The organism is Calidifontibacter indicus, from assembly GCF_003386865.1.
Classification (GTDB): Bacteria; Actinomycetota; Actinomycetes; order Actinomycetales; family Dermatophilaceae; genus Yimella; species Yimella indica.
This window is the reverse complement of the sequence record NZ_QTUA01000001.1, coordinates 3,148,861-3,170,806: the sequence shown is the minus strand read 5'-3', so window position 1 is coordinate 3,170,806 and position 21,946 is coordinate 3,148,861. Positions and strand designations below refer to the sequence as shown.

Annotated in this window: 19 protein-coding genes; 10 read left to right on the top strand and 9 right to left on the bottom strand. The window is 70.5% G+C overall.

Going from position 1 to position 21,946, the window contains the following annotated elements; genetic code table 11:
• Positions 1-16 precede the first annotated feature (16 nt).
• The 3 genes from DFJ65_RS15025 to DFJ65_RS15015 all read right to left on the bottom strand — a co-directional run bounded on the left by DFJ65_RS15025 (position 17) and on the right by DFJ65_RS15015 (position 1,440).
• Positions 17-280 (bottom strand): GlsB/YeaQ/YmgE family stress response membrane protein, encoded by a 264-nt coding sequence (locus tag DFJ65_RS15025; RefSeq protein WP_115923715.1) that lies wholly within the window; start codon positions 278-280, stop codon positions 17-19.
• A gap of 242 nt (positions 281-522) precedes the next feature.
• On the bottom strand, positions 523-744 hold the full coding sequence (locus tag DFJ65_RS15020) for a DUF3107 domain-containing protein (protein WP_115923714.1): 222 nt from the start codon (positions 742-744) through the stop codon (positions 523-525).
• Positions 745-813: 69 nt separating this feature from the next.
• The gene (locus DFJ65_RS15015; protein WP_245950313.1) at positions 814-1,440 is read right to left on the bottom strand and encodes a TetR/AcrR family transcriptional regulator; all 627 of its coding nucleotides are present in this window, start codon (positions 1,438-1,440) and stop codon (positions 814-816) included.
• A 65-nt stretch (positions 1,441-1,505) separates the two neighbouring features.
• Between DFJ65_RS15015 and moeB the strand changes: the two genes are divergently transcribed.
• From moeB to DFJ65_RS15000, 3 genes are all read left to right on the top strand, one after another.
• Positions 1,506-2,684, top strand: coding sequence for a molybdopterin-synthase adenylyltransferase MoeB (gene moeB / locus DFJ65_RS15010; RefSeq protein ID WP_115923712.1), 1,179 nt, complete (start codon positions 1,506-1,508; stop codon positions 2,682-2,684).
• A 102-nt stretch (positions 2,685-2,786) separates the two neighbouring features.
• Entirely contained in the window at positions 2,787-5,918 is a 3,132-nt protein-coding gene (locus DFJ65_RS15005) for an ATP-dependent DNA helicase (RefSeq protein WP_115923711.1), read from the top strand.
• On the top strand, positions 5,918-9,274 hold the full coding sequence (locus DFJ65_RS15000) for an ATP-dependent helicase (RefSeq protein WP_245950311.1): 3,357 nt from the start codon (positions 5,918-5,920) through the stop codon (positions 9,272-9,274). The genes DFJ65_RS15005 and DFJ65_RS15000 overlap by 1 nt, the downstream gene beginning before the upstream one ends.
• A gap of 29 nt (positions 9,275-9,303) precedes the next feature.
• On the opposite strand, the gene DFJ65_RS14995 is transcribed toward DFJ65_RS15000, so the two are convergent.
• Positions 9,304-10,482 carry a phosphotransferase gene (locus tag DFJ65_RS14995; protein ID WP_115923710.1) on the bottom strand — a complete coding sequence of 393 codons (1,179 nt, stop codon included), beginning with the start codon at positions 10,480-10,482 and terminating at the stop codon, positions 9,304-9,306.
• A gap of 41 nt (positions 10,483-10,523) precedes the next feature.
• On the opposite strand from DFJ65_RS14995, the gene nudC reads away from it, so the two are divergent.
• The 4 genes from nudC (at position 10,524) to DFJ65_RS14975 (ending at position 14,400) form a co-directional block, all read left to right on the top strand.
• The gene (nudC, locus tag DFJ65_RS14990; RefSeq protein WP_147301414.1) at positions 10,524-11,525 is read left to right on the top strand and encodes an NAD(+) diphosphatase; all 1,002 of its coding nucleotides are present in this window, start codon (positions 10,524-10,526) and stop codon (positions 11,523-11,525) included.
• Entirely contained in the window at positions 11,522-13,630 is a 2,109-nt protein-coding gene (locus DFJ65_RS14985) for an ATP-dependent DNA helicase UvrD2 (protein ID WP_115924365.1), read from the top strand. The genes nudC and DFJ65_RS14985 overlap by 4 nt, the downstream gene beginning before the upstream one ends.
• Positions 13,631-13,767: 137 nt before the next feature.
• On the top strand, positions 13,768-13,989 hold the full coding sequence (locus tag DFJ65_RS14980; protein WP_115923708.1) for a hypothetical protein: 222 nt from the start codon (positions 13,768-13,770) through the stop codon (positions 13,987-13,989).
• Positions 13,990-14,094: 105 nt separating this feature from the next.
• Positions 14,095-14,400, top strand: a complete 306-nt coding sequence (locus tag DFJ65_RS14975) for a WhiB family transcriptional regulator (RefSeq protein ID WP_115923707.1) — start codon at positions 14,095-14,097, stop codon at positions 14,398-14,400.
• Between the two features lie 239 nt (positions 14,401-14,639).
• On the opposite strand, the gene DFJ65_RS14970 is transcribed toward DFJ65_RS14975, so the two are convergent.
• Complete coding sequence (locus DFJ65_RS14970) at positions 14,640-15,959, bottom strand: ABC1 kinase family protein (RefSeq protein WP_115923706.1); 1,320 nt, start codon at positions 15,957-15,959, stop codon at positions 14,640-14,642.
• A 35-nt stretch (positions 15,960-15,994) separates the two neighbouring features.
• Positions 15,995-16,792 carry a TOMM precursor leader peptide-binding protein gene (locus DFJ65_RS17570; protein WP_170144115.1) on the bottom strand — a complete coding sequence of 266 codons (798 nt, stop codon included), beginning with the start codon at positions 16,790-16,792 and terminating at the stop codon, positions 15,995-15,997.
• Between the two features lie 207 nt (positions 16,793-16,999).
• Between DFJ65_RS17570 and DFJ65_RS17565 the strand changes: the two genes are divergently transcribed.
• Positions 17,000-17,569 carry a M48 metallopeptidase family protein gene (locus DFJ65_RS17565; RefSeq protein WP_170144114.1) on the top strand — a complete coding sequence of 190 codons (570 nt, stop codon included), beginning with the start codon at positions 17,000-17,002 and terminating at the stop codon, positions 17,567-17,569.
• Here DFJ65_RS17565 and DFJ65_RS14960 read toward each other — a convergent pair.
• Together DFJ65_RS14960 and DFJ65_RS14955 are read right to left on the bottom strand one after the other, a co-directional pair.
• Entirely contained in the window at positions 17,481-18,092 is a 612-nt protein-coding gene (locus tag DFJ65_RS14960) for an NUDIX hydrolase (protein ID WP_115923704.1), read from the bottom strand. The two genes, DFJ65_RS17565 and DFJ65_RS14960, sit on opposite strands and share 89 nt — an antisense overlap.
• Positions 18,089-19,558 (bottom strand): zinc-dependent metalloprotease, encoded by a 1,470-nt coding sequence (locus DFJ65_RS14955; protein WP_115923703.1) that lies wholly within the window; start codon positions 19,556-19,558, stop codon positions 18,089-18,091. Before DFJ65_RS14955 ends, DFJ65_RS14960 begins: the two co-directional genes overlap by 4 nt.
• A gap of 209 nt (positions 19,559-19,767) precedes the next feature.
• Here DFJ65_RS14955 and DFJ65_RS14950 point away from each other — a divergent pair, with 209 nt between their 5' ends.
• Positions 19,768-20,190, top strand: coding sequence for a molybdenum cofactor biosynthesis protein MoaE (locus tag DFJ65_RS14950; RefSeq protein WP_115923702.1), 423 nt, complete (start codon positions 19,768-19,770; stop codon positions 20,188-20,190).
• Entirely contained in the window at positions 20,187-21,332 is a 1,146-nt protein-coding gene (locus DFJ65_RS14945; protein ID WP_115923701.1) for a YlbL family protein, read from the top strand. The genes DFJ65_RS14950 and DFJ65_RS14945 overlap by 4 nt, the downstream gene beginning before the upstream one ends.
• A gap of 1 nt (position 21,333) precedes the next feature.
• Here the strand turns inward: DFJ65_RS14945 and DFJ65_RS14940 are convergent, their stop codons facing one another.
• On the bottom strand, positions 21,334-21,876 hold the full coding sequence (locus DFJ65_RS14940) for a PPA1309 family protein (RefSeq protein ID WP_115923700.1): 543 nt from the start codon (positions 21,874-21,876) through the stop codon (positions 21,334-21,336).
• Between the last annotated feature and the right edge of the window lie 70 nt (positions 21,877-21,946).

Genomic DNA, 21,946 nt, shown 5'->3' with positions numbered 1-21,946 from the left:
TTCGTGCGGTGGTGCGTCAGACCTTCTTGCCGGCGATCGAGCCGTACACCGTGACCGCAGCCGCGGCGACGATGACACTGATGATCAGCTTGATCCAGTCGATGCCGTTGGTGTCGCCGACACCGATCGCGTTGGCGATGAAGCCACCCACGACGGCGCCGAGGATGCCCAGGATGACCGTGGCGGCGATGGAGATGTTCTGCTTGCCCGGCAGGACTGCGCGGGCGAGGATTCCGACGACCGCACCGCCGAGGATCCACATCAGGATGTTCCAGAGCATTGCTACTCCTTGTTGAACGGGCCCGGTGGGCCGTGTCCCGAACGCGGGGTTTGAGTTCGGGTCCTACTGTCCTGCACGCCGACTCGGGGTTTCGGGGCCCTCGTCCGCATGCCTGATTGCGAAACTACCGGTCCGTTCCTGCGAATGTGCTTAACCGTCAAGGGTGTTTCGGTCACGAACGGGTCACGGCGCCACCCCGGAGGGTGACGCCGCGATCCGTTCAGGCAGTTTGCAGCTGCTTCTCAGCTACCGAAGCCGACCCGGCGCTCCTGCTCCGAGCCGATGTCCAGGTATCCCAGCGCGTCGGCCGGTACGACGACGGTGTGGCCCTTGTCGTCCTTCAAGGTCAGCGCCTTGCCGCCCTCGAGGGCCTCGGCGACGGCCTTGTGCACGTCGTCGGCGCTCTGCTCGGACTCGATGACGATCTCACGCGCGACATTGCGCACGCCGATACGGATTTCCATGACTCTCCTGCTGATCGGTCTGTTGCTGTTCGCGAGCCTAGGCGGCGTCCGTGTCGCCGTGACAGCGGCTCAGGACTGGTCGCCCGACTTGGGGAATCCGGCGATGCCACGCCAGCCGAGCACCGTCACCAGCCGCTCGGCCTCGTGCCGCGGCATCCGAGGCTCTTGTGCAATCCAGAACCGTGCGACGACCTGCGCCATTCCCACCAACGCGACGCCGAGCATCAGGGCCTGGTCGTCGGGCAGTCCGGTGTCCTCGGAGATGACCTCGGCGACCGCGGTCGCACATGCGGTGCTCATCCGCTCCACCCGTGCGGCGACGACGGGTTCGTTGATGAGGTCAGACTCGAAGACCATGCGGAAGGCGGCGTCCTTGCGCTCGACGAACCTGAAGAACGCGCTCATCGCGGCGGCGACCCGGTCGCTGTTCTCCTCGGTGGAGGTCAGCGCCTCGTTGACCAACTCGGGCACCTCACGGGTGTGATGCTCCAGCAGCGCGAGGTAGAGGTCGAGTTTGCCGGGGAAGTGCTGATAGAGCACCGGTTTGCTGACGTGAGCGCGCTCGGCGATCTCGTCCATGGCGGCGCCGTGGTAGCCGGCCTCGACGAACACCGACTGGGCGGCCTCCATCAGCTGGGCGCGTCGAGCCGAGCGGGGCAGCCGACCACCGCGGGCCGTGTCGAGTGAGTCGGCCACGGTTACCTCCAAGTTCTACTCGCGGGTCAGTTCGCCATCTTAGGCACAGTCATAGGGTTGACGTCATGGATGTCGAAGCCCCCGGCGAGCCGGTTGCGCCTGCGCCACTGCGGCCCGAACAACTGGAGCGCTATGCACGGCACCTCTCACTCGCCCAGGTCGGCCCGGCCGGCCAACGGCGTCTGCTCGATGCGCGGGTGCTGGTGGTGGGCGCCGGCGGCCTCGCGGCGCCGGTGCTGCAGTATCTCGCGGCGGCCGGCGTCGGCACCATCACCGTCGTCGACGACGACCGCGTCGAGCTGAGCAACCTGCAGCGGCAGGTGGTGCACGGCACCGCCGACGTCGGCTCGGCGAAGGTCGATTCCGCCGCCCGCGCCGTCGCGGCGCTCAACCCCGACGTACGGGTGGTGGCCGTGCCCGAACGGCTCGCCGCAAGCAATGTGGTGGTGCTGTGCGCCGACCAGGACGTCGTCGTCGACGCCACCGACAACTTCGCCACCCGGTTCCTGCTCAACGACGCCTGCGTGCTGCTCGGGCTGCCGTTGGTGTGGGCCGCGATCAGCCAGTTCGACGGGCAGCTCACGGTGTGGTCGCCGGGCGAGGGCCCGTGCCTGCGCTGCCTGTTCCCGGTCGCGCCCGACCCGTCCGCGGCGCCGTCGTGCGCCGTCGCGGGAGTGTTGGGCGTGCTGCCGGGCATGCTCGGCGCGGCTCAGGCGGTCGAGGCGCTCAAACTCGTGCTCGGCGCCGGGCAGCCGCTGATCGGGCGCCTCGCGGTCTTCGACGCGTTGGCGTTCCAGTGGTCACAGCTGCCGATCGCGGCAGATCCGCGGTGTCCGGTGTGCGGCCCGGACGCCGAACCGGTCGTCATCCGCGACGAAACGCCGCCGGACGAACCCGCACCGGTGCCGCTCATCGGTGTGGTGGAGGCCGCCGCGTCGTGGGCCACCGGCGGGATCCGACTGATCGACGTGCGCACCGCCGCCGAGCGCGACGAGGCCGCCGTCGAGGGCTCGGAGTGGTTGGCGCTCGACGACATACGGAAGGGTGCCGTGCCGCCGGCGTCGGGGTCGGTGTCGGCGTCGGGGGAGAGCGGCGACCGGACGCTGGTGCTCATGTGTCGGTCGGGAGCCCGATCGGCCGAGGCGGTGCGGTTGCTGGCCGACCGGGGCATCGCGGCCCGGTCGCTCGACGGAGGAATCCTCGCCTGGTCGGCCGCGGTCGACCCGTCGTTGCAGGTCGGTTGAGCCGGCGGGTGGGTTGCCGACCAAGTTGTCCGGCGGGTTCTCGGGCAGGTTGTCGTCGAGGTTGTCGTCGAGGTTGTCGGTGTCGGCTGCTGTGATGGGCACATGGTCGAACTGATCAGGCACGCGCCCGACGACGTGCCCGCACCCGTGCTCGACGCGTCCCAGCAGGCCGCGGTCGAGTCGTCGGCGGCGTGCCGGTTGGTGTTGGGTGCCCCCGGCACCGGCAAGAGTCTCGTCGCGGTGGAGGCTGTGGTGGCGGCGCACGAGGCCGGCCTCGATCCCGATGCCTGCGTCATCCTGTCGCCGACCCGGGTGCGTGCCGCCGCGTTGCGCGACCGGGCGGCCGCGCGGTTGGCCGCCACCGCGAGCGCGCCGCTCGCGCGCACCCCGCAGGCGTTGGGTTTCGGCATCCTGCGGCGCATCGCCGCGCTGGAAGGGCGCGAAGCCCCCCGTCTGCTCACCGGCCCCGAGCAAGACGTCATCCTGCGGGAGTTGCTCGCCGGTCATGCCTCCGGTGAGGTGCCGGGTCCGCGTTGGCCCGACTTCATCACGGCGGCCCTGGAGACCCGCGGCTTCCGGCACGAGCTGCGCGATCTGCTGATGCGGGCCGTCGAATGGGGCGTCGACGCCGATCGGTTGCGGCTGCTCGGTGAAGAGCACGAACGGTCGGAGTGGATCGCCGCGGCGGCAGTGCTCGACGAATACGACCAGGTGACAGCGCTTTCCCGGCCCGGTGCCTACGACCCGGCCTGGATCATCGGCGGTGCCGCCGACCTGCTGGAGGCTCGCCCCGAGGAGCTCGCGGCGCTGCACGACGAGTTGCGGCTCATCGTGGTCGACGACGCACAGGAGCTCACCCGGGCCGGGGCACGTCTCGTGCGGCTGCTCGCGGGGCCGAACACGCGGCTCATGCTGATCGGCGACCCCGACGCCGCCGTGCAGACCTTCCGGGGCGCCGATCCGCGGTTGTTCGTCGACCTCGCCGACGCGGCCTCCGCCCAGCGACACGTCCTGGGCATCGCCCACCGCACCCCGCGGCTGGTGCGCGAGGCCGCCGAGCGGGTCACGGCCCGCATCGGCGCAACCGCCGGCAGCGAGCACCGCCGGCCGACGCCGTCCGCCCGCGACGGACGGGTGCGGGTGGCGATGCTGCGCGCGGTCAGCCAGGAGTCGGCGCATATCGCCGCCGAGCTGCGCCGGGCCCACCTCGAGCATCACGTTCCGTGGTCGCAGATGACGGTGATCACCCGTGGCCAGTCGCGCATCTCGGCCCTGCGTCGCGTGCTGCAGACATCCGGTGTGCCGGTCGCGGTGCCGCCGACGGTGCTCGCGCTGCGTGACGAGCCGGCCGTGCGACCGTTGCTGCGATTGTTCGAGGTGGCGGGCGAGCGCGCGGCCGACCGCCCCGCGAGCTGGTCCGCCGACGAGGTCGTCGACGTGCTGAGTTCCCCACTGGTGCAAGCCGATTCGCTGACGATCCGTCGACTGCGTCGGGTGCTGAGGGCGGCCGAGCTGGCCGCCGGCGGCGATCGCTCCAGTGACGAACTCCTGCTCGAGGCGGTGCACCATCCCGAGTTTCTCGGCGACCTCGGGCCCGAGGTGGCGCCGTTGCTGCGCATCGCGGGCATGCTGCGCGCCGGCGTGGCGGCCTGGCTGGCTCCCGGCGCGAGCGCGGAGTCGGTGCTCTGGCAGATGTGGAACGCCGCCGGTGTCGCCGCCGGGTGGTCGCGGCAGGCGATGGCCGGGGGAGCCGCGGGCGCCCGCGCCGACCACGATCTCGACGCAGTCGTCGCGCTCTTCGGCGCGGCCACCGCCTACGTCGACCGGCTGCCGGGGGCCGCGCCGGGAGGTTTCCTCGAGCACGTCCGCGAGCAGGAGGTGGCCGGCGACCGGCTGACCTCGTCGGCTCCGGCCGACGACGCCGTCGCCCTGCTCACCACGCAGGCTGCCGCCGGTCGGGAGTGGCAGTTCGTGGTGCTCGCCGGGGTGCAGGAAGGCGTGTGGCCCGATCTGCGGCTGCGTGGATCGCTGCTCGGATCGGAGGCCCTGGTCGACGCACTCACCGGCCGCCCCGACGACCTGCGGTCGCAGGCGGCGGCGGTGCGCTACGACGAGACCCGGCAGTTCCTGGTGGCGCTCACCAGGGCGAGCGAGCAGGTGCTGATCACCGCCGTCCGATCCGACGAGGAGCAACCCAGCGCCTACCTCGACCTGGTCGATCCGGTCGACGAGATCGAGGGCCGCCGCTACACCGACGTGGGCCGCGGGCTCACCCTGCGCACGATGGTCGCCGAGTTGCGGCGCGAGCTCGTGCCATCGCAGGTCACGCCCGCCGATGCACTCGATCCGCAGGCAGCGGCCGGCCTGCTCGCCGAACTCGCCCGGCGCGACGTCGCCGGCGCCGACCTCGACCAGTGGTGGGCGTTCCACGACCTCACCTCGACCACGCCGGTGCGGCGCAGCGACCAGGCCGTGCGGGTGTCACCCTCGAAAGTCGCCTCGTTCAACACCTGCGGGCTCAACTGGTTCCTCACCTCGCGTGGCGGCGATGGTCCCGACGTCGGAGCCGCCAATATCGGCACGCTCGTGCACGAGATCGCCGCGGAGTTCGCCGACAAAGACCCCGACCGGATGCAGCAGGCGCTCGTCGACCGGTGGGGACGCCTCGGCCTGGGTGACTCCTGGGTCGGACGCAAACAGTTCGAGCTCGCGACCGCCATGCTCGCGCGGGTGCGCCGCTATGTCGCCGAGGCGGCGTCCGGCGGCTGGCAGGTCTTGGGCATCGAACAAGACTTCTCGGTGGCCGACGGACGCGTCGAGCTCGGCGGGCAGGTCGACCGGATCGAGCGGCACGAGACGCTCGGGGTGCGGATCATCGACCTGAAGACCGGCAGCTCCACCCCGACGAACGCCGAACTCGCCGAGCACCCTCAGCTCGGCGCCTACCAGTGGGCGGTCGACCACGGCGCTTTCGGCGACGGCGAGCACAGTGCCGGTGCTGCGCTGTTGCAGGTGGGCAAGGGCTCGGGCAAGCCCGTCGACCGCGACGACTACAAGCTGCAGTCCCAGCAACCGCTGGCCGACTCCGACGATCCGCAGTGGGCCGACGAGTTGCTGCATCGCACCGCCGAGGGCATGGGCGCAGCGCAGTTCCTCGCCACCCCCGGCCAGCACTGCAACACCTGCCCGGTGCGGTCGGCCTGCCCGGTGCTCACGGAAGGGGAGTCTTTCTAGTGCTCGACACCGCACGCCACGACGCCGCCACGATCGCGCAGCGACTCGGGCTCTTCCCGCCGACCGACGAGCAGCGGGCGATCATCGAGGCAGACCCCGACCGGCCGATGCTCGTCGTCGCGGGTGCCGGCTCGGGCAAGACCGAGACGATGTCCAACCGGGTCGTCTGGCTGGTCGCCAACGGGTTCGTCCAGCCCGACCAGGTGCTCGGGCTCACCTTCACCCGCAAGGCCGCCGGTCAGTTGGCCGAACGGGTGGCCCGGCAACTGCGGGCGCTGCGTTCGGCAGGTCTGTGGGTGCCGGAGCAGGACGCCGACGGCACACTCGGGTTGTCCGACAGCCCGACGGTGCTCACCTACCACTCCTACGCCGGTCGGCTCGTGCGCGAGCAGGGTCTGCGCCTCGGTATCGAGCCCGATGCCCGGATGCTCACCGAGGCGGCGTCGTGGCAGTACGCCGCCGAGGTCGTGCACGGCTACGACGGCCCGATGGACGACGTCGACAAGGTGCCGGCCTCGGTGATCTCCGCCGTGGTGTCGCTCGCCGGTGAGATGGCCGAGCACCTCCTCACCCCCGAGGAGGTGCGCGCCGAGATCGAGGCGCTCATCGCCGGGCTGGGTGACCTCGACGAGACCGCCCGGCTGAAGAAGGACAAGAACCCCGTCTATCGCGATCTGCTGCAGACGTTGCGGGCGCGTCGCGCGGTGCTGCCGATGGTCGAGCGCTACGGGCAGCTCAAGCATGCGCGGTCGGCGCTCGACTTCGCCGACCAGATGGGCCTGGCGGCCACCTTGGCCCGCCGGTTCCCGGGCGTCGGCGCGCTCGAACGTCGCCGGTTCAAGGCGGTGCTGCTGGATGAGTTCCAGGACACCAGCGAAGCGCAGCTGCAACTGCTCAAGCACCTGTTCGTCGCACCGGGCGAGCCGGTGCGGGTCACCGCCGTCGGCGACCCGCACCAGTCGATCTACGGCTGGCGCGGTGCCAGCGCGACGACGCTCGGCTCCTACCCCGACCACTTCGCCGACGAGTCGGGTCGCGCCGCGGTACGTCCGCTGTCGACCAGTTGGCGCAACGACCGCACGATCCTCGACGCGGCCAATGTCGTCGCGGCGCCGCTGCGCGAGGGCAGCCCGGTCGCCGTCCCGGCGCTCGCGGCCAGCCCGGCGGCCGGGACGGGTGAGGTTTTCGCCGCGCGGTTGGAGACCATCGAGGCCGAAGCGGCCCACGTCGCGCAGTGGCTGGCCGAGCGTTGGCACCCCGGCACCGACGGCCACCTTCCGTCGGCCGCGGTGCTCTGCCGCAAACGGTCGCTGTTCCCGTTGCTCATCGACGCACTCGAGCAGGCCGGCCTGCCGGTCGAGGTCGTCGGTGTGGGCGGGTTGCTGATGACACCCGAGGTCGCCGACCTGGTGAGCCTGCTCTGGGTCGTGCAAGATCCCACCCGCGGCGACCGTCTCATCCGATTGCTGACCGGCCCTCTGATCCGGCTGGGTGCGGCCGACCTCGACGTGCTCGCCGCGTGGTCGCGCAAGCTCGAACGCGACAGTCGGCCCCCCGTCGAGCGCACCGCGACCGACCGCGAGCCGGCCACCCGTGACCGGCCGTCGTTGGTCGAGGCCATCGATCAACTGCCGCCGGCCCAGTGGGCGGGCCCGGCAGGTTCGCCACTGAGCGACATTGCGCGAGAGCGACTTTCGGGTCTTTCGGAGGTTGTCCGGCGGATGCGACGACTGGCCGGGTTGCCGCTCGCCGAGCTCGCCGCAGAAGCCGAACGCGCGCTCGGTCTCGACATCGAGGTGCTGTCCCGCCCGGGCGTCACCCCTGATGCCGCCCGGGTGCACCTCGACGCCTTCGCCGACGTCGCGACGCGGTTCTCGGCATCGGCCGACCGCCCGACGCTCGGCGGATTTCTGTCGTGGCTCGATGCCGCCGAGGACGAGGAGCGCGGCCTCGACAAGGCCGAGATCGAATCCTCCGACGCCGCCATCCAGGTGCTGACGGTGCACGCCGCGAAGGGTCTGGAATGGGACTACGTGGCGATCCCCGGCATGACCGAGACGATCTTCCCCGACCACCGCAAGTCGCCCGTCTACAACGACGAGGCCGACGGCTGGGGCATCGGCAAGGGGTCCGATCCCGACGACCGCAGCACCTGGGTGCTCGAGGACAGCGGGTGGACCGTCGGCCTCGACGGGGTGCCGTACGACCTGCGCGGAGATGCCGACGGGCTGCCGTCGTTGCCGATCGTCGAACTCGGTGATCTGGCCGACCTGCGGGACGAGTTCGCCGGCTTTCGGGTGGCTGCCGGCGAACACGGTCTGCGCGAGGAGCGTCGACTCGCGTACGTCGCCCTCACCCGCGCGAAGCACGAGATGCTGTTGACCTCATCGGTGTGGTTCTCCGGCAGCAAGTTCCGCTTGCCGTCGCGGTTCCTCAGCGACGTCGTCGACGCGGGAATCACCCGGTTCGAGCCGTTCGCCGTGACACCCGACGCCGACACCGCCAACCCCCGGTTGATCGACGGGCGCACCCAGCAGTGGCCCGACGACCCGTTGGCCCGGCGTCGGGACGCGCTCGAGCAGGGCCGCAAGCACGTGCTGGCGGCCTTGCAGGTGCTGGCACCCGTCGAGACCGCCGACCCGCTCGGCGCGCTCGAGGTCGAGGGGTCGTGGAGCGAGACGGAGCGACGACGTCGGCGCGAACTGCGAGACCTGTTGCACGAGCGAGCGGTCACGACCGGGCCGGTGGTGCCGACCGTCCGACTGCCACGGCACCTGTCGGCCTCGTCGGTGGTGGCTCTGGCCCACGACCGGGAACAGTTCGCGCTCGATCTGCGGCGGCCGATGCCCAAACCGCCCGCCTCGGCGGCGCGGCGGGGCACCGCGTTTCACGCTTGGGTCGAGGAGCACTACTCGCGGGCCTCGCTCGTCGATCTCGACGAACTTCCCGGCTTCGCCGACATCGATGCCGATCCCGACGCCGACCTCGACACGATGAAGGCGCACTTCCTGGCCTCCCGATGGGCGCAGATGACGCCGATCGCGATCGAGGTGCCGATCGAGACCTGGGTGGCCGGAGTATCGGTGCGTGGCCGCATCGACGCGGTCTTCGAGGACGACGACGGTTACCTGGTGGTCGACTGGAAGACCGGTCGACCGCCGTCCGGGCTCAGCGACTCGGCCAGGGTGCTGCAGTTGGCGGTCTATCGGTTGGCCTACGCGCGGCTGCGTGGCATCGACCCTGCGCGGGTCAAGGTGGCCTTCTACTACGCCGCGACCGGTGAGACCGTGCGACCGGAGTTGCCCGACGACGAAGCCATCGCCCGCATGCTCACGTCGATTCCGTTGGAGGAGTAGGGCGTTCGCGGGCGGAGGGTTCCGGCTCGCTACTGGTCGCGCCGGTCGGGGCGGTCGATCTTCAGCTCGATCGTGTCGTCGGCGTCGAGGTCGTACTCGTCGTCAGCGTCGTCCTCTGCGTCATCTGCACCGTCGAATTCGTCGTCTATCTCGTCCTCGTCGAACTCGTGGTCGCGCACCTCGTCGGTGGCGCCGGCGTCGTCATCGGTGTCGGTGGTGTCGTCCTCGGCGTCGTCGATCGGCTCGTCGGCGTCCGACGGCTGCGCCGCCGACACACGCACGCGCGGGGCAGCGGGCATCAGCGACTCGTCGTCGACGGTCTGCTCGCCGAGGCGGCGAAGCGCCGCGGTGCGGCGGTCGATCAGATCTTCGTCGTCGGCGGTGACGGCGTCGAGCAGCACGGTGATCCGCTGCAGTTCGGCGCTGAGCCGGATGCGACGTTCGAGGTGCTTGTCGGGTGCCTCGGAGCGCGCCGCGGAGTAGGTCTCGAGCACGGTGTCGAAGGCTTCCGGTGCGGCGAGCACCCAGAGCGCGGCGAAGTCGTCGGCGGGATCGCTGACGCTCGCGTTCTCCCACGACGAGATCGCGCTGACGTGGCCGTTCCAGAACACGTCATGGCCCTCCAGTGGGCCGTGGGTCACGCAGGTCGGGAAGCGCCAGAGGGAGACTTCCTCGAGGGCGCGCTCCCAGCGGGCGAGCAGCGCCGCGGGCACGAGTCCGGTGCCGGCGGCCCGGTCGAGCACGGCCAGCCGGCGCGAGCGGTAGCCGTCGGCGTCGTACGACGGCGCGCCGACCTCGTCGGCGAGCCGGGGGTCGACGTCGTGCAGGGCGGCGAGCGCGCGCCCGACTCCGGTGGCCTCGGCGCTGCCGGCGGTGAGACCGCGCCACACCATCGGGTCGCCCGGCAACCGCGGTTGCACGGTGACCAGGTTGCGGTCGGCGAGCGTCATCCGGCCCTCGGCGATCGGCACCGCGAACGGCACCCGCTTGGCGAGCAGCCGGGCGAACGCGTCGGCCTGCTCCGCGGCGGCTCCGGCGGCGGGGGATCGGGACAGGCGCACCGTCCAGGCCGCACCGTCGGCGCCCTCGATCAGCGCCTGCTGGAACTTGTCGGTGACCCGGGTGGGTAGTGCGGCCACCGACCTGGGCAGCAGGCGCGGGAGGGCGGCGTCGGCCAGGGCGGCCAGGACTTCGGGACTGCGGAGCACGGCCTCACGGTACGCGGAACCGGTCGCCTAGCCTGGGAGCCGTGGCCGATTCGTCCCGAACTCCTTCCTCCGCACCTTCGTCTGCACCCGCGGGCGCCGGCAAGCTGATGCTGTCGCACAGCCTGCTCGACCGCGACGGGCTGCGCCGCTCCGACCCGCGACTCGTGCCCGACCTGCTCGCCGACCCGAGCACCAAGGTGCTGCACCTGCGCGGGGAGCGGATGCCGGTCGACACCGCCGACGGCGCGGTGCGGTTGCGCTTCCGGGCACCTGAGCCGGACGACGCGGGCCGCAAGGCGACCTACCTCGGCCGCCAGGACGGCGCCAGCTACCTGGCCGTCTTCGACCAGCCCGAAGACCAACCGGCCGATCGGGGCAGCACCGACCCGGCCGATCTGCAGCGCCAGCGCGATCGCAGCCATCGCAGCCTGCGATCGCTCGCCGCGGTGCTACCGGTCGACGACCTGGGCATCGCGACCGTTTCGGTGGCGATGGCGAACTGGATTGCCGGACAACACTTCTGCCCGCGTTGCGGGCAGCCCGTCGAGCTCGGACAAGCCGGCTGGGTGATGGTCTGTGCGTCGGCGCACCAGCAGTTTCCGCGCACCGATGCCGCCGTGATCATGTCCGTCACCGACCCCGACGACCGCCTGTTGCTCGCGCAGGGCACCCGTTTCGCGGTGCCCACCGGGTTGTCGGTGCTGGCTGGTTTCCTCGAGCCGGGCGAGTCGATGGAGGCCGCCGTGGCACGGGAGGTGATGGAGGAAGTGGGTCTTGGCATCGAGCAGGTCGAGTACGTCGGCAACCAGCCGTGGCCGATGCCGGCATCGTTGATGATCGGTTACACGGCGCGCACCGCCGACACCGAACTGCGCCTCGATCCCGAGGAGATCCGGCACGCCCGCTGGTTCACCCGTGAGCAGTTGTCGACCGACCTCGAGACGGGCACGGTCACGGTGCCGCCGCGCCTGTCGATCGCCCGCCACCTCATCGAGCGCTGGTTCGGCGCCGAGTTGCCGTCGCAGCCGGGAGATCAGTGGTGACGCCCGACGAGGTGCTCGCCGGGCTCGACCCCGAACAACTTCAGGTCGCGTCCAACCCGATCGGCCCGATGTGCGTGCTGGCCGGTGCCGGCACGGGCAAGACGCGGGCGATCACCCACCGCATCGCCTACGGCGTGCATGCCGGTGCCTACCAGCCGCAACGGGTGCTCGCCGTCACCTTCACCGCACGTGCCGCCGGCGAGATGCGCACCCGCCTGCGCGGGCTGGGGCTGCCGGTGGTGCAGGCCCGCACCTTCCACGCGGCCGCCCTGAAACAACTCGGGTTCTTCTGGCCCAAGGTCATCGGTGGCGCTCCGCCGGAGATCATGGGACACAAGGCTCCCGCGATCGGTGAGGCCGGTGCCCGGTTGCGGCTCGAGCTCGACCGGGTCGCGATCCGCGACATCGCCTCCGAGATCGAATGGGCGAAGGTCGGCATGCTCACCCCGGAGAGCTATCCGACGCAGGCGGCGCGCGCCGGTCGACGGGTCGCCGATCTCGACCACACCGCGATGTCGCGGCTGTGGGCGACCTACGAAGAGGTCAAGGCCGCGCGCCACGTCATCGACTTCGAGGACGTCCTGCTGCTCATGGCGGGCTTCCTCGTCGAGCGCGACGACGTCGCCCGCACCGTCCGAGAGCAGTACCGCCATTTCGTGGTCGACGAATACCAGGACGTCAACCAGGTGCAGCAGACCCTGCTCGACCTCTGGCTCGGCGACCGCAGCGACGTCTGCGTCGTGGGCGACCCGGCCCAGACCATCTACTCCTTCACCGGAGCCTCGCCGCGCCACCTGCGCGAGTTCGCCGGCAAGCACAAGGACGCCACCACCGTCCGCCTGGTGCGCAACTACCGGTCGACGCCCCAGGTGCTCGAGCTCGCCAATGCGGTGCTCGGCGCGGCGCCGGGCGGCGGTTATGCCCGCCTGCAGGCGCAGCGGGAGGCGGGTGCTCCGGTGCGCCTGCTGCAGTACTCCGACGACGTCGCCGAGGCCGCCGGCATCGCCGAGCAGGTCAAAGGCCTTCTCTCCCAAGGGGTTCCGGCACGTGAGATCGCGGTGCTCTACCGCATCAACGCGCAGTCCGAACCGATCGAGCAGGCGCTGTCCGAAGCCGGCATCAACTATCTGGTGCGCGGGGGAGAGCGTTTCTTCCGCCGCCAGGAGGTGCGCCAGGCCGTACTCCTGCTGCGCGGTGCGGCCCGGTCCGACGACGGCTCGGCCCCGCTGGGTGCCCTGGTGCGCGACGTCATCACCGGCGCCGGCTGGTCACCCCAACGCCCCGCCGGCGGTGCGTTGCTCGACAGGTGGCAGTCGCTGGAGGCGCTCGCGACCGTCGCCGACGACCTGGTGGCGGCGCAACCCGAGGCGCGCCTGCCCGACGTCGTGCGTGAACTCGAACGCCGCATGGCCGAGCAGCACGCACCGGCGGTCGAGGGCGTCACGCTCGCCTCGCTGCACGCCGCGAAGGGGTTGGAGTGGGATGCCGTCGTGCTCGCCGGCTGCTCCGACGGGCTCCTGCCGCTGTCGCACGCCGAGGGCCCCGAGGCGATCGAGGAAGAGCGCCGACTGACGTACGTCGGCCTCACCCGAGCACGCAAAAACCTCCTGCTCACCTGGGCGGCCGCCCGACAGCCCGGCGGCAAGGCCAGTCGATCGGTGTCGCGTTTCCTCAACGCGGCCGACGGCATTCTCGACGGGGTGGCTCCACGCCGTCCGGCCGGGCAGCGCGGCAAGAAGGTGCAGCAGGCGCGAGCGGTGCGGTGCCGTGGCTGCGGCAAAGACCTCTACACCGCCGCCGAGCGCAAGATCGGCCGCTGCGCCGACTGTCCGCCGACCTACGACGAGCAGACCTTCGAAGCGTTGCGCGGCTGGCGCAAGGCGGTGGCCGACCGGCAGCGAGTGCCCGCCTTCGTGGTGTTCACCGACGCCACGCTGATCGCCATCGCCGAGCGCGGCCCGGTCGACGAGCGTGGGCTGGCCGGCATTTCCGGGGTGGGCGCGCGCAAGTTGGCGGCCTACGGGCCGGCGGTGCTGGGCGTGTTGCGGGGAGAGTCCGTGGACTCCATGGTTGAAATCGCTTGTGCTGCAACGGAATCGGTCTAGAAGTACCAACGTCGAAAAATTCGGCAATAATAATTTGCCGCGCCGGTGTGCAGCGCCGTAGCCTGAATGATGTTCAGCCCGGTCGTCCTTCGTGGTCGTGCCGGGGCCGGTGAAGAGTCGAGAGGAGGGTTGGCCTGATGGAGACCAAGACCTTGTGCAGGAGCACGGACGTTCTCGTTCCGAAGCGCTTCGCGCCCTCGACCATGCCCACCCTCGCTGCGTTCAACGCTCCGGCTCAGGGGAGCAGTGTGCCCGGTTACCTGGCCGTCGAGATCGTGCGCGAGCGCATCGCGGGCGTCGACGCTTCCTTCTTCGCCACCGATGTCGCCCCTTCCGCGGCTGGGAGGTCACCGATCTGATCTGACCAAGATCGACGGTCCTCTTTCAGGCCGCGGAACCCACGACAGGGTCCGCGGCCTTCGTGTTTTCCGCGGATCGACAGACACGACCACGAAAGACAAGACATGTTCGAAACAGCAGAACTGGGGCTTCGTGCCCTGATCGACCTCGGCTTCGCCGCCGACGAGGCCGGTGCCGAACTGCCCTGCCAGGTCAACGACCCGGAGATGTGGTTCGCCGAGCGCCCCGACGACGTCGAGTACGCCAAGTCGCTGTGCGGCACCTGCCCGCTGCAGCGGGAATGCCTCGCCGGCGCCCTCGAGCGCGAGGAGCCCTGGGGCGTCTGGGGCGGTGAACTCTTCCAGGCCGGAGTCGTCATTGCGCGCAAGCGGCCGCGTGGCCGTCCGCGCAAGACCGAGATCGCGGCGTAGACCCGTGATCAACGGTCGAACGATGCAAGAGCTCACACCGGGTCGCCGTGGTTCCTGCGGTCGCTGGGAACACCGATCGGATCGCCGATCCGATCACCGATCGCAGGGCCAGGTGACCGTCCGACGCAGCGGAGGGGTGATGAGTGTGGTGCGCCCTCGGGGGACGCACCGCGCCCACCACCTCTTCGCTGCGTCGTTCCGTTTTCGGTGCTTCGGCGTGGCGGTGCTCGTCCCGCGGTTCAGAGGGCGGGGAACTTGGCTCCGGGCACGTTGTCCTCGAAGATCTCACGCGCCGGCACGGTGCCGCCGATCTGGCACAGCACCGCGATGCCGCCCAGCCAGGTGCGGTGGATCAGCAGGAACTCCGGCGGCAGGTTGAGACGCAGGCCGACGGTGAACTGCGAGCTGCGGGGGTCGTTGATGTAGGCGAAGACCGACCGCAGCCACTCGCGGCTGAACTCGAATTCCTCAGTGCGCAGCGGTTCGATGAACACTCCGAGATAGTCGAGCAGGCGGTCGGCGTCGATCGAGATCGACGACTTCACGAATCCCGCATCGCGCAGGAGTTCGAGCAGTCCCTCGGCGTCGTCCGCGAGCGCGAGTGAGGCGAGTTCGCCGAGCACCGGCGGCAGTCCGTCGGGCAGCCGGTTGACGGCGCCGAAGTCGAGCACACCGAGCCGGCCGTCGTCGAGCAACCGGAAGTTGCCCGGGTGCGGGTCGGCGTGCAGCAGGCCGGCCTGTTGCGGCCCGCCGAGCAGGAACTCCAGATAGCGGCGGGAGGCGAGGTCGCGCTCCTCGGTGCTGCCGTCGGCGATGATCCGCGACAACGGTTGACCCTCGATCCAATCGGTGACCAGCACCAGATCGGTCGCGTAGACCACCCCGGGCAGCGCGAAGTGATCGACGCCCTCGTAGGCATCGACGAACTGCTCCTGCATCACCGACTCGAGGCGGTAGTCGGTCTCCTCGCTCATCCGTGCACGCAACTCGTCGAGGATGGGCACCACGTCGAGCCCCGGCACCCAGGACGTCGAAACCCGCATGACCCGGGCCAACTGATTGAGGTCGGACAGCATCGCCTCGGCCGCACCGGGGTACTGGATCTTCACGGCGACCTCGCGGCCGTCCTTCCAGATCGCGCGGTGCACCTGGCCGATCGATGCCGACGCGACCGGGTCTTCGTCGAAGGCCTGGAACCGGCTGCGCCAGCCGGTGCCGAGTTGTTCGCGCAGCACCTTGCGCACCGATTCCTTCGGCATCGCCGGCGCGGAGTCCTGAAGTTTGGTGAGCATGCTGCGGTAGGGCGCGGCGAGTTCCTCGGGCAGGGCCGCCTCGAACACCGACAGTGCCTGCCCGAACTTCATCGCGCCGCCCTTGAGCTCGCCGAGCACCTTGAACAGCTGGGCGGCAGTCTGTTCCTGCAGCTTGGCGGTGACCGCCTCGGCGGGCGCGCCGCCCACCCGACGTCCCAGTCCGATCGCCGCTCGGGCACCCATGCCGAGCGGTAGCGATGCCAGGCGTGCGGTTCGCACGACGGCCTTGCGCGGAATCTCCGTCATGACTCCATTCTGACCGACGGGCGGTTGTGCTCGGGTCAGGCGGTCGCCCGATCGGCGAGTTGACAGTCACAGCGCGGGTGGGCCGGCCACAGATGATGACGCAGTGTTCCGTCCGGACTGCCGATCGACATCGCCGCACCGACGGGCAGGGGACGGCCGGCCACGACTCCCCGGGCGACGAGGCCGACCAACCCGACCGCGATGTACGCGAGTTCGCCTGCAGTGGAGGGCTCGTCGTCGTGCAAGCCGGTGCCGAGCACCTGCGGCCAGACCGAGGCCCACCGTCGATCGGCGTCCTGACGGCGCAGGTTGAGGCAGTGCTCGCACGGACCGGCGCCGGCTCGCAGCAGGGGGCCGACGACCACCTGATCGCAGCCCAATTCGACGACCAGCCGCAGTTCGGCGGTGCCGAGCCGGGCCCCGGGTGCACCGACCGTCACCGCGAGTTGCGCCGTGCCGGGAGAGGGTGTGGCACCGAGCCGGGGGAGCAGCTCGCCGATGGCGGTCGCGACCGGCCCCACGCCGTGCACCTCGAACGACAGCCCGCCGAGGTCGGTCGGCATCGTCGCCGTCACCGCACGGTGCAAAGCCGCGGTGACCCGCGGGTCGATGCGGCGGACGGCGGTCATCCACTGGTTGCGGGTGAGTGCGCCGAGTCCGATGAGTTCGCGCAGCACAGGTTCGCGCAGCGGGCCCACCAGTTGCGGCTCGCGGCAGCCGAGCCCGACGAGAATGTGCTCGTCGTCGTAGCGCAGGGCGCGAGAACGGTTGGGCCACAACGATTCCGGCAGTCCGGGTGGCATCTGGCGCGACGTCGACGGTGGGTGCGACATCCGTTCCTCCGATTCCGACAGGGCCACGGGCGGGGGTGGTGGCCGGCTGGTGTCGGGTCAGCGTGCCAGAGCTCTGGTCGGTGGCCCCTGAGTTCTCCACAGGCGTCCGTCCACAGCCCGCGGTCGGTGCGCGGCCCCTCCACAGATCCCGCGGGCACGAGGCGTGCGGGTCGCGGGTTGTCGGCGCGCGGACGTAGGTTGCTCGGTATGGACAAGACGCCCGAGGTCGAGATCGTCAGGTCGGCCAAACGACGCAGCACCCTGTCGGCCAGCCTGGTCGAGGGGCGGGTCGTGGTGCGGGTGCCGGCCGCCATCTCCAAGTCCGAGCTCGACCGCATGGTGCCCGGTCTGGTGCGTCGGGTGATGGCCAAACAACAGCGCAGCGGTCCGTCCGACGAGCAACTGATGGAGCGTTCGCTGCTGCTGTCCCGGCGTTACCTCGACGGCAGGGCCACACCGGCCTCGGTGCGTTGGGTGGGCAACCAGAATCGCCGGTGGGGTTCGTGCACCACGACCACCGGCCAGATTCGGTTGTCCGACCGGTTGCAGAAGATGCCGCAGTACGTCATCGACTACGTGCTGGTGCACGAACTCACCCACCTGCTGCACGCCGACCACGGCCCGGGGTTCAAGGCGATGACAGCGCGTTATCCGCAGGGGGAGAAGGCCGAGGCGTTCCTGGCCGGGGTCAGCTTCGGTTCGGGGCTGCCGCCGATTCCGTTGGACGACCTGCCCGACGAGGGGATGCCGCCCGCAGCTGGTCACGCACCCGACTGACCGTCGCCGGCAGGTCGGGATCGGTCGGGGATGGCAGTGCGTCCACCGGCCACCAGGCGGCACGGTCCGACTCCTGCGAACACACCACCTCGGCCGGTTCGTCGAGCACGACCGCCACCCTGATGTCCCGGTGCGAGCGGCATCGGCCGAAGGCGGCCGACAGGTCGTGGTGGTGCAGGTCGACGACGACCGCCTGCTCGGCACGCACCGGCAGACCGGTCTCCTCACGGATCTCGCGCAGCGCGGCGTCGACCACCGTGGCGTCCGTCTGCTCGAAGTGTCCGCCCGGTTGCAGCCACAGCTGAGCCTTCGTGTGCAGCACCAGCGCCACTTGTTCGAGGGTGGGATCGAACACGAACCCGCCGCTGGTCAGGTGGTGCGGGACGCCGTCCCGGCTGACCGCATCGGCGTGCGCCGACAGGTGGTCGAGGTACTCCCGGCGCACCGCCTCCTGGGCGGCGTCCGGCGCCTGCCAGTCGGACAGCACCCGGTGCGCGTCGCGCTGCAGGTCGGCGAACGTCATTCCTTCGGGTCGCCGGAGTCGCCGGAGCCGTTGTCGGACTCGTTGTCGGACTCGGGCGACTCGTCGGCGGCTGCCTCCGGTGTGTCGCTCTTGCGCTCCGACTCCATCTCCTCGCGCCCCTGCGCGAGCAGGGCCGCGAGGGCGTCGTCCATCGCGTCGGTCCGTGCGTCGCCGGCCGGTTCCTCGATCGAGCGCTGCCCACCCTCGAGGTAACCCATCGGGTCGTCGAGGTCGTTCGCGCCGGGCGCGAAGTCGGGGTGCTTCCATGCCGCGTCGCGGCCCTCGGCGCCCTTGGCATCCTCCAGCACCGCGAACAGATTCGCCGCGTCGCGCATCCGGCGCGGTCGCAGTTCGAGGCCGACGAGGCTGGCGAACACCTTCTCCGCCGGGCCGCCGGTGGCGCGGCGCCGACGCACGATCTCGGCGAGCTTGTCGGCGTGGGGCAGGTGCGGGCGCACGGCCCGGTCACTCACGACGTCGACCCAACCCTCGACGAGCGCCAACAGCGTCTCGAGGTGGGCGAGCGTGCGCTTCTGGGCCTCGCTGGGTTCGGGTCGGAAGATCGACCCGGAGATCGCTTCCTGCAGACCGGAGGGGTCTTGCATGTCGGCGTTGCGCATGGCCTCCTCGATCGCGTCGGTGTCGATCGAGATGTCGGCGGCGTACGACTGCACCGCGGCGATGAGGGCGGGGCCGAGCCACGGCACGTTCTGGAACAACCGGGTGCGGGCTGCCTCCCGCACCGCGAGGTAGAGGTGCAGTTCGCCGGCGTCCATGTCGAGGCCCTCGGCGAACTTCGCGACGTTCGTCGGCATGATCACGACGGGGTTGCCCTCGACGAGCGGCAGGCCGACCTCGGTGCCGGTGACCAACTCGCCGGCGAGGGTGCCGACCGCCTGGCCGAGTTGCATCGAGAACACCGCGCTGCTCATCCGTCCGAGCATCGGCTCGAGCTGCCCGAGCATCTGCGGCGGCATGTCGAGCTGCTCGGCGCCGAGCTGCCCCATCTGCTCGCGCATAGCCCGCATCACGGCGGCGTTGACGGCGTCGGAGATGGGTTCGACCAGCCGGCGCCAGGTCGGCATCGTCGCTTCGACCCATTCCGAGCGGCTCCACGCCTTGCCGGCGCCGGTGCCGGCGAAGTTGGTGACCTGATCGAGCCACAGCCCGGCGACCATCACGACCTGGTCGACGTCCCTCGCGGTCGACGGACCGATGCTCGGGTCGCCGGCGGTCGAGACCGTGCGTCGCGCGACGTCGCGGGCGGCCTCGATGTTGAAGCTGCCGTCGGACGGCGCGGCCATCATCGCCGCGACCTGCTGCTGCATCTGCGCGAACATCGCGGGGTCGATATTGCCCAGGCCCATCTCGGACAACGCTTCCCGCATGTCGTCACCGCCACCCATGAGGTGTTTCAGCAGTTCGTTGAGGTCGGGAACGTCGTCGGGGCGCTCTTCGGGGTTCATCACGGTTCCTTCGCCTGAGCGGTGGACATCGGTCGGACATCTGTCACTGTTCGGGTCAACCATGTCGGGGCGTCAATCGTTCCCGACATCACCCATTCTGCTCGCCCGGTGACTGTTGCGGGACGGCGAGTTCGTTCGCACAGGTCCACATGCCTACGCTACGTCGAGACCGTGCCCAGCACTGCTGCCGAAGTTCGAAAGGTGAGTCGATGACCGACCCACGGATCACCCTGGCCGACATCCGCGACGAACCGCTGTCGGTCGACGAGGTGCTCGCGGCGGTCTCCGACCCGCAGGCCGGGGGAGTCGGGTTGTTCGTGGGGGTCGTGCGCGACCACGATCACGCCAAAGACGTACGCGGACTGGAGTACAGCGCCCACCCGAGCGCGATCGACGAACTGCGCAAGGTGGCGTCCGCAGTGCTCGACGAGGGCATCACCAAGGTGGCGGCGGTGCATCGCGTCGGCGCGCTCGAGGTCGGTGACGTCGCGGTGGTCGTCGCCGTCAGCGCCCCACACCGCGGCCCGGCACTGGACGCCTGTCACCGGCTGATCGACGACCTGAAGGTGCGGGTGCCGATCTGGAAGCACCAGAGTTTCGCCGACGGCAGCGACGAGTGGGTCGGACTGTGAGCTTTCCCGAGAACAACCCCGGCAGCCCCTCCGAGGGCGCCTACGGCAGTTACGGCAGCAACGCCACCGTCGCTGCCCGCCGTCCGTCGATGTCCCGGCGCAACCTCGTCCTGGTGGTGCTGACCGCCGTCCTGGTGGTCGCGATCGCCCTGATGTCGGTGATCAAGGTGCCGGTCGCCATTCTGCGTCCCGGCCCGGCGACCGACACGCTCGGCAAGGTCGACGGCAAGGAGGTCATCTCGATCGTCGGCGCGCAGACCTACCCCACGTCGGGTGCGCTCGACTTCACCACGGTGTCGATCGCCGGTGGCCCCAACTATCCGGTGTCGGTGTTGGAGTACCTGCAGGCGAAGTTCCTGGACAAGAACGCCGAGATCGAACCCGAGGAGATGTGGTTCCCCAAGAACGTCTCGGGCGACCAGATCAAGCAGCAGAACGCCGCCGACATGACCGACTCGCAGGAGACGGCCGAAGTGGTGGCGATGCGGGCCGCCGGATACAAGGTGCCGGAGAAGGTGTTGGTCGGCGCCGTGGCCGAGAAGGCCCCGGCCGGCGACGCCCTGAAGGTCAACGACGAACTGATCAAGGTCAACGGCAAGCAGGTGACCGACCTCGCCTCCGTGCACGCCGCGATGGGCACCGTGAAGGCGGGCGCGACCGTGCCGGTCGAGCTCAAGCGCGCCGGCAGGACGATGACGGTGCAGGCACGCACCGGGGCGCAGGACGGGCGGGCGATCTTCGGCATCGGGCTCAACCCCGAGTACACGATGCCGTTCGAGGTGAAGGTCAACGCCGGTAACGTCGGCGGTCCGTCCGCGGGAATGATGTTCACGCTCGCGATCTACGACAAGATCACGCCCGGCGCGTTGACCGGCGGCAAGAAGGTGGCCGGCACCGGCACGATGAACGAACTCGGTGAGGTCGGGCCGATCGGGGGAGTGCAGCACAAGATGGTGGGCGCCAAGAACGCCGGCGCCACCTACTTCCTTGCCCCCGCGTCCGACTGCGGCGAGGTCGTCGGCCACGAGCCGAAGGGCATGACGGTCGTGAAGGTGTCGACCTTCGCCGAGGCGCTCGCGGTGATGCCGAGGATCGCCGCCGGGCAGACCAGCGGCCTGCCGTCCTGCTCGCCGACGAACTGAGTCAGTCCTCCAGGCTCGCCTTGAGCGCGGCCACCAGGCCGGGCGCGATGTCCTGGCCGACGGCCACCTTGTCGTCCTCGTCGTACTCGCGCTGCCGCAGCAGGCAGATCTGCTCGCCGTCGCGCAGCACCGCCACCACCAACCGGACGTCGCGCCGGTCGGGGTGCGCGGCCAGCACCTCGGCGGCCTGCTCGGGGCTGTCGGGGAGGTCGTTCTCGGCCTCCGGGGGCACGACGATGCGTTCGATCGCGAGCAGCACGCCCTCGACCTCGGCGGGCCAGGCGAGACGGCCGAGCATCGACTCGATCGAGGAGGTGCGCGGCATGCCCTCCTGCTCGATCGCGCTGATACCCGACGGTTCGGCGCCGTGCAGTTGGTCGGCCAGCGCCGGTTCGCCGGCGAGCAGCGCGGAGTTGGTGGCGAGCGCGAACAGCCGCGGCGGCTGGTCCCAGCCGCCGGCCGCGACATGACGTTCGGTGTCGACGGCGCACTCACCCAGCGGGCTGAGGACGGGCTTGGCGACGGGTTCCTGCTGGGAGCTCATGGCCCCATCGTCGCGCACGGCACCGACCGTCCCCAACCCACCACCGGCTGACAGCCGTCCCACAGGTATG

Excerpts from the sequence above, each read along its gene's own strand:
- DFJ65_RS15025 (WP_115923715.1), bottom strand. The coding sequence starts at position 280 with ATGCTCTGGAACATCCTGATGTGGATCCTCGGCGGTGCGGTCGTCGGA.
- DFJ65_RS15020 (WP_115923714.1), bottom strand. The coding sequence starts at position 744 with ATGGAAATCCGTATCGGCGTGCGCAATGTCGCGCGTGAGATCGTCATC.
- moeB (WP_115923712.1), top strand. The coding sequence starts at position 1,506 with ATGGATGTCGAAGCCCCCGGCGAGCCGGTTGCGCCTGCGCCACTGCGG.
- DFJ65_RS15005 (WP_115923711.1), top strand. The coding sequence starts at position 2,787 with ATGGTCGAACTGATCAGGCACGCGCCCGACGACGTGCCCGCACCCGTG.
- DFJ65_RS14980 (WP_115923708.1), top strand. The coding sequence starts at position 13,768 with ATGGAGACCAAGACCTTGTGCAGGAGCACGGACGTTCTCGTTCCGAAG.
- DFJ65_RS14975 (WP_115923707.1), top strand. The coding sequence starts at position 14,095 with ATGTTCGAAACAGCAGAACTGGGGCTTCGTGCCCTGATCGACCTCGGC.
- DFJ65_RS14970 (WP_115923706.1), bottom strand. The coding sequence starts at position 15,959 with ATGACGGAGATTCCGCGCAAGGCCGTCGTGCGAACCGCACGCCTGGCA.
- DFJ65_RS17570 (WP_170144115.1), bottom strand. The coding sequence starts at position 16,792 with ATGTCGCACCCACCGTCGACGTCGCGCCAGATGCCACCCGGACTGCCG.
- DFJ65_RS17565 (WP_170144114.1), top strand. The coding sequence starts at position 17,000 with ATGGACAAGACGCCCGAGGTCGAGATCGTCAGGTCGGCCAAACGACGC.
- DFJ65_RS14960 (WP_115923704.1), bottom strand. The coding sequence starts at position 18,092 with ATGACGTTCGCCGACCTGCAGCGCGACGCGCACCGGGTGCTGTCCGAC.
- DFJ65_RS14955 (WP_115923703.1), bottom strand. The coding sequence starts at position 19,558 with ATGAACCCCGAAGAGCGCCCCGACGACGTTCCCGACCTCAACGAACTG.
- DFJ65_RS14950 (WP_115923702.1), top strand. The coding sequence starts at position 19,768 with ATGACCGACCCACGGATCACCCTGGCCGACATCCGCGACGAACCGCTG.
- DFJ65_RS14940 (WP_115923700.1), bottom strand. The coding sequence starts at position 21,876 with ATGAGCTCCCAGCAGGAACCCGTCGCCAAGCCCGTCCTCAGCCCGCTG.